The organism is Streptomyces solincola, from assembly GCF_002982015.1.
Classification (GTDB): domain Bacteria; phylum Actinomycetota; class Actinomycetes; order Streptomycetales; family Streptomycetaceae; genus Streptomyces; species Streptomyces solincola.
Genome location: NZ_PVLV01000003.1, coordinates 49,147 through 59,963 on the forward strand (window position 1 = coordinate 49,147; position 10,817 = coordinate 59,963).

The following is a 10,817-nucleotide window of genomic DNA, read 5'->3' on the forward strand; positions in this document are numbered from 1 at the left end:
TGATGGAGCTCGGTCTCGTCGGTCTCGGCAAGATGGGCGGCAACATGCGCGAGCGCATCCGCCGCGCCGGCCACACCGTCATCGGGTACGACCGCAACCCGGACCTCGCCGACGTGAACAGCCTGGAGGAGCTGGTCGGCGCCCTCAAGGGCCCGCGGGTCGTGTGGGTCATGGTCCCGGCCGGCGCCGCGACCCAGGCCACCATCGACGAGCTCGCCTCGCTGCTCTCCCCCGGCGACGTCGTGGTGGACGGCGGCAACTCCCGCTGGACCGACGACGAGAAGCACGCCGTCGAGCTGGGCCTGAAGGACATCGGCTTCGTCGACTGCGGCGTCTCCGGCGGTGTCTGGGGCCTGGAGAACGGCTACGCGCTGATGTACGGCGGCACCGCGGAGAACGTCGCCAAGGTCCAGCCGGTCTTTGACGCGCTCAAGCCCGAGGGCGACTTCGGCGCGGTGCACGCCGGCAAGGTCGGCGCCGGCCACTTCGCCAAGATGGTCCACAACGGCATCGAGTACGCGATGATGCAGGCCTATGCCGAGGGCTGGGAGCTGCTGGAGAAGGTCGACTCGGTCACCGACGTGCGCGAGGTCTTCCGCTCCTGGCAGGAGGGCACGGTCATCCGCTCCTGGCTGCTCGACCTGGCCGTCAACGCGCTGGACGAGGACGAGCACCTGGAGCAGCTCCGCGGCTACGCCCAGGACTCCGGCGAGGGCCGGTGGACGGTCGAGGCCGCCATCGACAACGCGGTGCCGCTGCCGGCGATCACCGCCTCGCTGTTCGCGCGGTTCGCCTCCCGGCAGGACGACTCGCCGCAGATGAAGATGATCGCCGCGCTGCGCAACCAGTTCGGCGGGCACGCGGTGGAATCCGCGAAGCAGAAGTAGGCGCGCGCGGGCGTTACGCCGCCCGCGGGCGAAGCAGTCCACAGGCTGTGCACGGAGACGTGTACGGCCATGCCGGGGGAAGGTCGGCGCCACACCATGCACGTCACGCATCTGTCGCTGGCCGACTTCCGCTCCTACGCCCGGGCCGAGGTGCCTCTCGGTCCGGGCGTCAGCGTCTTCACCGGCGCCAACGGGCAGGGCAAGACCAATCTGGTCGAGGCGGTCGGCTACCTCGCCACCCTCGGCAGCCACCGGGTGTCCTCGGACGCCCCGCTGGTGCGCACCGGCGCCGAACGCGCGATCATCCGGGCCTCGGTCACCCAGGGCGAGCGCTCGCAGTTGGTCGAGCTGGAGTTGAACCCGGGCCGCGCCAACCGGGCCCGGATCAACCGCTCCTCGCAGGTGCGGCCCCGGGACGTGCTCGGCATCGTGCGTACGGTGCTGTTCGCCCCCGAGGACCTCGCCCTGGTCAAGGGCGACCCCGGTGAGCGCCGCCGGTTCCTGGACGAGCTGGTCACCGCCCGCTCCCCGCGGATGGCGGGGGTGCGCTCGGACTACGAGCGGGTGCTGCGGCAGCGCAACACCCTGCTGAAGTCCGCCGCCATGGCCCGTCGGCACGGCGGCCGCTCCATGGACCTGTCCACGCTGGACGTGTGGGACCAGCACCTGGCGAGGGCCGGCGCGGAGCTGCTGGCCCAGCGGCTGGACCTGGTGGCCACGCTCCAGCCGCTGGCGGTCAAGGCGTACGACCAGCTCGCCCCCGGCGGCGGCCCGGTTGCCCTGGAGTACCGGGGCGCCGCCACCGGCGTGCGGCCGCGCGAGGAGCTGTACGAGCTGCTGACGGCGGCGCTCGCGGAGGCCCGCAAGCAGGAGATCGAGCGCGGGGTGACCCTGGTCGGTCCGCACCGCGACGACCTGCAACTGAAGCTGGGCGAGCTGCCCGCCAAGGGGTACGCGAGTCACGGCGAGTCCTGGTCGTACGCGCTGGCGCTCCGCCTGGCCTCGTACGAGCTGCTGCGCACCGAGGGCAACGAGCCGGTGCTGGTCCTCGACGACGTCTTCGCCGAGCTGGACACCCGGCGCCGGGAGCGGCTGGCGGAACTGGTCGCACCGGGCGAGCAGGTGCTGGTCACCGCGGCCGTGGACGGCGACGTACCGGGGGTGCTGGCCGGGGTGCGCTACGACGTGGCGGACGGGGAGGTGGCGCGGCGGTGAACCGGACCCCTCCCCTGCCGGAGCCCTTCGGTCCCCTCGGCTCCCCCGGTCCCGCGGGCGCCCCTCCTGCCGGCCCTGCTCCTGCCGGTCCCGCGGGCGCCCCTCCTGCCGGCCCTGCTTCTGCCGGTTCCCCTCCCGCCGCCCCGCAGCCCGAGGCCTCCGGCGTGGACCTGGCCCGGGTCGCCCTGCGAGCCGCCAAGGAGCAGGCCCGGGCCCGCGGGCAGGCCGCCCGTGACCGGAAGCAGGCCCGCCGGGGTGGCGGGCTGCGGTCGGGCGCCCGGGCCGACGGCCGCGACCCGCTGCCGCTGGGCACGGCGATCAACCGGCTGATCACCGAGCGCGGCTGGGAGGCCCCCGCGGCGGTCGGCGGGGTGATGGGCCGCTGGCCCCAGATCGTCGGAGAGGACCTGGCCCGGCACTGCGTACCGCTGCGCTACGACGAGGAGCCGGACCAGCGGGTGCTGACCGTGCAGTGCGACTCCACGGCGTGGGCCACCCAGCTCCGGCTGCTCGCCCCCAAGCTGGTGGCCCGGCTCAACGACGACCTGGGCCAGGGCACGGTCCGGATGATCAAGGTGCTGGGCCCCGGCGGCCCCCGCCGCGGCTACGGCGGCCCGCTGCGCGCGCCCGGCAGCACCGGACCGGGCGGCGACTACGGCTGACTGGGCCAGGCGGCGAGCGGCTGCCTGGTCCGTCCTGTGGGCGATGTTTCACGTGAAACATCGCCCACAGCCGTCTGCGCTTCCCACTTGATCGGATACCCCCGCCCGGTCCCGCACACCCCCCTCGGACGGCCCTGTTCCCGGGGTTCGCGGGGTGCCGTACCCGCCGGTCGGTACGCGGGGACGGGGGTGGTCGCCATGAGCTGCCGGGCCGAAGCGCTGAGTGGCGGTGTGAGCCTCCTGGAGCCCCGCCCCGTATATGGGGAGTCGGGCGGCGGCGGTTCAGGGCGGCACATGCGTACTCAGGCACCCGCAAACGGCCACGAGTGTCAGTGCTACCGGTAGACTGGTAAGTAATCCCGCCCCCGCGGAAATGTCGAACGACGCAGCCGCTCCCGGAGAGTCCGAGAGACGGCTTGTGCTGTGCCAGAAAGGGCGCTTCGTGGCCGATTCCGGCAACCCCAACGAGAACCTTCCGTCCACTGCCGCCGGCCAGAGCGGCGAGGCCCCCACACCAGGGGCCTCGTCCTATGACGCCAGCGCCATCACCGTCCTCGAAGGGCTGGACGCGGTCCGCAAGCGGCCGGGCATGTACATCGGCTCCACCGGTGAGCGCGGTCTGCACCACATGGTGCAGGAAGTCGTGGACAACTCCATCGACGAGGCGCTGGCCGGGTACGCGGACACCATCGACGTCACGATCCTGGCCGACGGCGGCGTGCGGGTGGTCGACAACGGCCGAGGCATCCCGGTGGGCATCCACCCGGTGGAGAAGAAGCCGGCCGTCGAGGTCGTGCTCACCGTGCTGCACGCGGGCGGCAAGTTCGGCGGGGGCGGGTACGCCGTCTCCGGCGGTCTGCACGGCGTCGGCGTCTCCGTGGTCAACGCGCTGTCCAGCAAGGTCGCGGTCGACATCAAGACCGACGGCTTCCGGTGGACCCAGGAGTACAAGCTCGGCGTCCCGACCGCCCCGCTGGCCAAGCACGAGGCGGTGCAGGACACCGGCACCACGGTGACCTTCTGGGCCGACCCGGACGTCTTCGAGACCACCGAGTACTCCTTCGAGACGCTGTCGCGGCGGTTCCAGGAGATGGCGTTCCTCAACAAGGGCGTCACCATCAACCTGACCGACGAGCGCGAGTCGGCCAAGGCGACGGTGAACGCCGACGACCCGGACGCGGCGGAGGCCACCGAGGAGCAGCCGGCCCGCACGGTGTCGTACTACTACGAGGGCGGCATCGTCGACTTCGTGAAGTACCTCAACTCGCGCAAGGGCGAGCTGATCCACCCCACCGTCATCGCGATCGAGGCCGAGGACAAGGAGCGGATGCTCTCGGTGGAGATCGCGATGCAGTGGAACTCCCAGTACACCGAGGGTGTCTACTCCTTCGCCAACGTCATCCACACCCACGAGGGCGGTACGCACGAGGAGGGCTTCCGGGCCGCGCTGACCGGTCTGGTCAACCGCTACGCGCGCGACCGCAAGCTGCTGCGGGAGAAGGACGACAACCTCACCGGCGACGACATCCGCGAGGGCTTGACCGCGATCATCTCGGTCAAGCTGGGTGAGCCGCAGTTCGAGGGCCAGACCAAGACCAAGCTGGGCAACACCGAGGTCAAGACCTTCGTGCAGAAGGTGGTGCACGAGCACCTGACGGACTGGTTCGACCGCAACCCCAACGAGGCCGCGGACATCATCCGCAAGTCCATCCAGGCCGCCACCGCGCGCGTCGCCGCCCGCAAGGCGCGCGACCTCACCCGCCGCAAGGGCCTGCTGGAGTCCGCCTCACTGCCGGGCAAGCTGAGCGACTGCCAGTCCAACGACCCGACCAAGTGCGAGATCTTCATCGTCGAGGGTGACTCGGCCGGCGGCTCGGCGAAGTCCGGCCGCAACCCGATGTACCAGGCGATCCTGCCGATCCGCGGCAAAATCCTGAACGTCGAGAAGGCCCGGGTCGACAAGATCCTTCAGAACACCGAGGTCCAGGCGCTGATCTCGGCCTTCGGCACCGGGGTCCACGAGGACTTCGACATCGAGAAGCTCCGCTACCACAAGATCATTCTCATGGCGGACGCCGACGTCGACGGCCAGCACATCAACACCCTGCTGCTGACCTTCCTCTTCCGCTTCATGCGGCCGCTGGTCGAGGCCGGTCACGTCTACCTGTCCCGCCCGCCGCTGTACAAGATCAAGTGGGGCCGGGACGACTTCGAGTACGCGTACTCCGACCGCGAGCGCGACGCCCTGGTCGAGCTGGGCAAGCAGAACGGCAAGCGCATCCGCGAGGACTCCATCCAGCGCTTCAAGGGTCTCGGCGAGATGAACGCCGAGGAGCTGCGCGTCACCACGATGGACGTCGACCACCGGGTGCTCGGCCAGGTCACCCTGGACGACGCGGCCCAGGCGGACGACCTGTTCTCGGTGCTGATGGGCGAGGACGTCGAGGCCCGGCGCTCCTTCATCCAGCGCAACGCCAAGGACGTCCGCTTCCTCGACATCTGAGTCGGTCTCGGCTGAGTACCGCACGAAAGGACTGATCACCGGCCATGGCCGACGAGAACACGCCCGACCCCACCGACCCGACCCCGGTCGCCGCCGAGGTGGCGGCCGTCGTCGAGCAGGAGACTCAGCTCCGCATCGAGCCCGTCGGGCTCGAGACGGAGATGCAGCGCTCCTACCTCGACTACGCGATGTCCGTCATCGTCTCGCGTGCGCTGCCGGACGTCCGGGACGGCCTCAAGCCCGTGCACCGCCGGGTGCTGTACGCGATGTACGACGGTGGGTACCGCCCCGAGAAGGGCTACTACAAGTGCGCCCGCGTCGTCGGCGACGTGATGGGCACCTACCACCCGCACGGCGACACCTCCATCTACGACGCCCTGGTCCGGCTCGCCCAGCCCTGGTCGATGCGGATGCCGCTGGTCGACTCCAACGGCAACTTCGGCTCCCCGGGCAACGACCCGGCCGCGGCCATGCGCTACACCGAGTGCAAGATGGCGCCGCTGTCCATGGAGATGCTCCGGGACATCGACGAGGACACCGTCGACTTCCAGGACAACTACGACGGGCGCAACCAGGAGCCGACGGTCCTGCCGTCCCGCTTCCCGAACCTGCTCGTCAACGGCTCGGCCGGGATCGCGGTCGGCATGGCGACCAACATCCCGCCGCACAACCTGCGCGAGGTCGCGGCCGGCGCCCAGTGGGCGCTGGACCACCCCGACGCCAGCCACGAGGAGCTGCTGGACGCGCTGATCGAGCGCATCAAGGGCCCCGACTTCCCCACCGGCGCGCTGGTCGTCGGCCACCGGGGCATCGAGGAGGCGTACCGCACCGGGCGCGGCTCCATCACCATGCGCGCGGTCGTCGAGGTCGAGGAGATCCAGAACCGCCAGTGCCTGGTGGTCACCGAGCTGCCCTTCCAGGTCAACCCGGACAACCTCGCGCAGAAGATCGCCGACCTGGTCAAGGACGGCAAGGTCGGCGGCATCGCCGACGTCCGCGACGAGACCTCCTCGCGCACCGGGCAGCGCCTGGTCATCGTCCTCAAGCGGGACGCGGTCGCCAAGGTCGTGCTGAACAACCTCTACAAGCACACCGACCTTCAGACCAACTTCGGCGCCAACATGCTGGCGCTGGTCGACGGCGTGCCGCGCACCCTGTCGCTGGACGCGTTCATCCGCAACTGGGTGACGCACCAGATCGAGGTCATCGTCCGGCGCACCCGCTTCCGGCTGCGCAAGGCCGAGGAGCGCGCACACATCCTGCGCGGTCTGCTCGCGGCGCTGGACGCCATCGACGAGGTCATCGCGCTGATCCGGCGCAGCGACACCGTCGAGGTGGCCCGCCACGGCCTGATGGACCTGCTCCGGATCGACGAGATCCAGGCCAACGCCATCCTGGAGATGCAGCTCCGCCGGCTCGCCGCCCTGGAGCGCCAGAAGATCATCCAGGAGAGCGAGGAGCTGGAAGCCCGGATCCGCGAGTACAAGGAGATCCTGGCCTCCGACGCCCGCCAGCGGCAGATCGTCAGCGAGGAGCTGGCCGCGCTGGTGGACAAGTTCGGCGACGACCGGCGGACGAAGCTGATCCCCTTCGAGGGCGACATGTCCATCGAGGACCTGATCGCCGAGGAGGACATCGTCGTCACCGTCACCCGCGGCGGCTACGTCAAGCGGACCAAGACGGACGACTACCGCGCCCAGAAGCGCGGCGGCAAGGGCGTGCGCGGGACGAAGCTGCGCGAGGACGACATCGTCGACCACTTCTTCGTCTCCACCACCCACCACTGGCTGCTGTTCTTCACCAACAAGGGCCGGGTCTACCGGGCCAAGGCGTACGAGCTGCCCGACGCGGGCCGTGAGGCGCGCGGCCAGCACGTCGCCAACCTGCTGGCCTTCCAGCCGGACGAGCAGATCGCCGAGATCCTGGCGATCCGCGACTACGAGGCCGTCCCCTACCTGGTGCTCGCCACCAAGGCCGGCCTGGTCAAGAAGACCCCGCTGAAGGACTACGACTCGGCCCGCTCCGGCGGCGTCATCGCGATCAACCTTCGCGAGATGCCGGACGGCCGCGACGACGAGCTGATCGGCGCCGAGCCGGTCTCCGCCGAGGACGACCTGCTGCTCATCAGCAAGAAGGCCCAGTCGATCAGGTTCACCGCGACGGACGACGCGCTGCGCCCGATGGGCCGCGCCACCTCGGGCGTCAAGGGCATGAGCTTCCGCGAAGGCGACGAGCTGCTCTCGATGAACGTCGTCCGGCCCGGTACGTTCGTCTTCACCGCCACGGACGGCGGGTACGCCAAGCGCACCCCCGTCGACGAATACCGCGTCCAGGGCCGTGGCGGTCTGGGCATCAAGGCTGCGAAGATCGTGGAGGACCGCGGGTCGCTGGTCGGCGCGCTGGTGGTGGAGGAGTCCGACGAGATCCTCGCCATCACCCTGTCCGGTGGTGTGATCCGCACGCGCGTCAGCGGAGTGCGCGAGACCGGCCGTGACACCATGGGCGTCCAACTGATCAACCTGGGCAAGCGCGACGCCGTCGTGGGCATCGCCCGCAACGCCGAGGCGGGCCGCGAGGCCGAGGAAGTCGACGGCGGGATCGACGCCGAGGGAACCGATGGGCCCTCCGGCGTCGACTTGACCGATGGCGCCGGCGGGAGTGACGCGACCGGCGGCGCCGCGGCGGACGCACCGGCTGGCAGGGCCGGCGGGGACGCCGACACCGGGGACGCCGCACCGAGCGGCGCCACGGAAGCAGCGGCCGAGGACACGGAGTCCCCGGCCGGGGAGCACGAGGAGTAGATCGTGAGTGGAGCCAGGGGCGCCGGATCGGCCGCCACCGGAACGGACGGTGCCCGCGGCTCCGCCGCGGACTCCCAGGCGGGGACGGGGACCGCGTACGACGACGGTCCCCTTCCGGCCGAGCGCCCCGCCGGCCGGGAGTCGGGCCAGCCGTTCCACCCGCCGCAGGCGTACGCCGCCGACGACGGCAGCGCCGTGCGCCGGCCGCGCACCGGCGCCAAGACGACGCCGAGGACCCGCAAGGCCCGGCTGCGGGTCGCCAAGGCGGACCCGTGGTCGGTGATGAAGGTGAGCTTCCTGCTCTCCATCGCGCTCGGCGTCTGCACGGTGGTGGCGGCGGCGGTGCTGTGGATGGTCATGGACGCCATGGGCGTCTTCTCGACCGTCGGCGGCACCATCAGCGAGGCGACCGGCTCCACCGAGAGCACCGGCTTCGACCTCCAGGCGTTCCTGTCGCTGCCGCGGGTGCTGATCTTCACCTCGGTGATCGCGGTCATCGACGTGGTGCTGGCCACCGCGCTGGCGACGCTCGGCGCCTTCATCTACAACCTGTCCGCCGGGTTCGTGGGTGGCGTGGAGCTGACCCTCGCCGAGGACGAGTGACCCGGCGCTGACCGTACGGAGGGGGTGCGAGCGGACTGCCCGCACCCCTCCCCGCACCTCGCTCCCGGCCGCCGACCTGCGATTTGGGAACTCCCGGCTCGGTGCGCTAATCTTCAGAGGTCAGCGCGCAGCGCGGAGGGGCTATAGCTCAGTTGGTTAGAGCGCATCCCTGATAAGGATGAGGCCACAGGTTCAAATCCTGTTAGCCCCACAGTGACGCAAGACCCCCAGCCGGTGGAAGGCTGGGGGTCTTCGTCGTTCTTCCGGAGCGTCTCCCGGGGCGTCCCTTAGGTCACTGATCGGTATCGGTCGGTGTGTATAGTCGGGCGGCAGAAGGGTCTTCTACGTCAAGGAAAGACGAGGTCGCGCGGTGAAGAAGCTTCTCCTGGTCGCACTGGCCGCCATCGGTGGGCTCCTCGTGTACCGCCAGATCCAGGCGGATCGCGCCGAGCAGGACCTGTGGACGGAGGCGACCGACTCCGTGCCCGCAGGCACGGGCGTCTGAGCCGGACGCACAGTCAGCCGACGAGCCCCGGTCGCCGAGCGCGACCGGGGCTTCTCGCTGTCCGGGCCGCTGCGCAGGGTGCAGACGTGACAACCGTCCGTGCCTGATGTTCGCTTGAGCAAACGAGCGGCGGTGAATGGCACCTGTATAGGAACCTATGAGGTGACATAGGGGGGCGCGGGTGAGCCGCGGGCGAGGGCCGGTGTGGTGGGTGGCCGTGGTGGCGGTCGCCGGGGTGTGGACGGCGGTCGCTCCGGTGGCCGCGCGAGCCGTGGACGGGGAGCCGTCCGCGTACCGCTTCTCCCCGGCCGCCGCCCCGGTGCGCGGCGCCTCCGACCCGCCGGACGCGCCACCGCTGGAGGCCGGGCGGGTGTACCGGGACGCCGTGCCCGCCGGTGCCACCCGGGTCTACCGGCTGGACCTCGACGACCGCTCCGAGGCGTACCTCTCGGCGGTCGCGATCCCGCCGCCGTCCGCCCGGGTCGGGATCACCGAGGGGCTGGCGGTCTCCCTGCGCGACCCGGACGGACGGATCTGCGGCTCGCACGAGACCCGCTTCGGCGCGGCCGCCTTCCCCCGGCCGATCACCGCCTACGCCGGTCGCACGGCCACCTCCGACGCCTCGGGGTGCCGACGGGCCGGGACCTATTACGCGTACGTCGAACGGCGTGGTGCGGCGGGCGCGGAGGGAGCGGAGAACTGGGAGGTCGAACTGCGCCACGAGCGGGAGCCGGGGGTCCGTCACCTGCCCTCCGCACGGCCGCCCGAGGCCGCTCCGGCCGCTCCTGAGGGTGTGCCAGGGGACGGTGACGCGACGGCGTCGGAGAGCGCGTCGGGGACGGTGGCGGGCGGCGGGGGGTTCGCCGACGCGGCCGCACTGGCGGCGGGGAAGCGGAGGGACCGCATCCGGCCGGGCGAGTCGCGGTTCTACCGGGTGCCGGTCGACTGGGGGCAGCGGGTCTCCGCCCGGGCGGCGCTCACCGGATCGGGCGGCGGGCTGGTCACCGGCGCGCTCACGCTGTCCCTGCACAACCCGGCCCTGGGGACGGTCGCCTCGGCGGACGCGACCGCCGCCGCAGGGCGCCCGGTGACCGCCGCGCTGCCGCCACTGCCCGCCGTCCGCTACGAGAACCGCGCCGCAACCGGTCCTGCGGCCGGCGGCTCCGGCGGCCGCACCAGCCCGCGGGACGTGCGGTTCGCCGGCTGGTACTACCTGGTGGTCAGCGCGAGCCCGGGTCTGGCCGCGGGGCTCGGCTCCGGCCCGTACGAACTGGAACTGAGTGTTCCGGTCACTGGCGAGGTGTCGCCGCCGCCGGGGTACGAGGGGCCGGCCGGCATCTTCCAGGTCACCGATGCCGACCGCGAGGCCGCCGCGCGGGGCGCATCCCCGCAGGCGTCTTCCGCTAGGGACGGCGAACGGGCCGGGATGCGGCTGCTCGCGGCGACCGCCTTCGGCACCGGCAGCGCCCTGGCCGCCGGGCTGGCCGGCTGGGCGTTCGTCTCCCGGCGCCGGGAGCGGGGCGCGGCGGGCGGCTGAGCGCGGGTCAGATCCGGCCCAGGGCCCAGAACCCGACCGCGAAGCAGGCGAGGGCGAGCAGGAGCACCGGGACGGCGACCGTGGCCGGCGGCCCCGGGCGGTGC

At 71.6% G+C, this 10,817-nt stretch carries 8 protein-coding genes and 1 tRNA gene; all 9 read left to right on the top strand.

From position 1 onward, the window contains the following. Positions 1–2: 2 nt before the first annotated feature. Positions 3–887, top strand: a complete 885-nt coding sequence (gnd, locus tag C6N75_RS00290) for a phosphogluconate dehydrogenase (NAD(+)-dependent, decarboxylating) (protein ID WP_105866784.1) — start codon at positions 3–5, stop codon at positions 885–887. Between the two features lie 96 nt (positions 888–983). Further along, positions 984–2,102, top strand: coding sequence for a DNA replication/repair protein RecF (recF, locus tag C6N75_RS00295; protein WP_105866785.1), 1,119 nt, complete (start codon positions 984–986; stop codon positions 2,100–2,102). A 14-nt stretch (positions 2,103–2,116) separates the two neighbouring features. After that, positions 2,117–2,764 (top strand): DUF721 domain-containing protein, encoded by a 648-nt coding sequence (locus C6N75_RS00300; RefSeq protein WP_105866793.1) that lies wholly within the window; start codon positions 2,117–2,119, stop codon positions 2,762–2,764. A gap of 418 nt (positions 2,765–3,182) precedes the next feature. Continuing rightward, positions 3,183–5,267 carry a DNA topoisomerase (ATP-hydrolyzing) subunit B gene (gyrB, locus tag C6N75_RS00305; protein ID WP_105866786.1) on the top strand — a complete coding sequence of 695 codons (2,085 nt, stop codon included), beginning with the start codon at positions 3,183–3,185 and terminating at the stop codon, positions 5,265–5,267. Positions 5,268–5,311: 44 nt separating this feature from the next. Then, on the top strand, positions 5,312–8,068 hold the full coding sequence (gene gyrA, locus C6N75_RS00310; protein ID WP_105866787.1) for a DNA gyrase subunit A: 2,757 nt from the start codon (positions 5,312–5,314) through the stop codon (positions 8,066–8,068). Positions 8,069–8,071: 3 nt separating this feature from the next. Next, positions 8,072–8,671, top strand: coding sequence for a DUF3566 domain-containing protein (locus C6N75_RS00315; protein ID WP_105866788.1), 600 nt, complete (start codon positions 8,072–8,074; stop codon positions 8,669–8,671). Between the two features lie 137 nt (positions 8,672–8,808). Continuing rightward, a tRNA-Ile gene (locus tag C6N75_RS00320) sits at positions 8,809–8,882 on the top strand. A gap of 159 nt (positions 8,883–9,041) precedes the next feature. After that, entirely contained in the window at positions 9,042–9,176 is a 135-nt protein-coding gene (locus C6N75_RS31040) for a DLW-39 family protein (RefSeq protein WP_219852833.1), read from the top strand. Positions 9,177–9,357: 181 nt separating this feature from the next. Further along, positions 9,358–10,713 (top strand): hypothetical protein, encoded by a 1,356-nt coding sequence (locus C6N75_RS00330; RefSeq protein WP_146132446.1) that lies wholly within the window; start codon positions 9,358–9,360, stop codon positions 10,711–10,713. The last annotated feature ends 104 nt before the right edge of the window (positions 10,714–10,817 follow it).

Coding starts and splice junctions, on each gene's coding strand:
- recF (WP_105866785.1), top strand. CDS start 984: ATGCACGTCACGCATCTGTCGCTGGCCGACTTCCGCTCCTACGCCCGG.
- gnd (WP_105866784.1), top strand. CDS start 3: ATGGAGCTCGGTCTCGTCGGTCTCGGCAAGATGGGCGGCAACATGCGC.
- gyrA (WP_105866787.1), top strand. CDS start 5,312: ATGGCCGACGAGAACACGCCCGACCCCACCGACCCGACCCCGGTCGCC.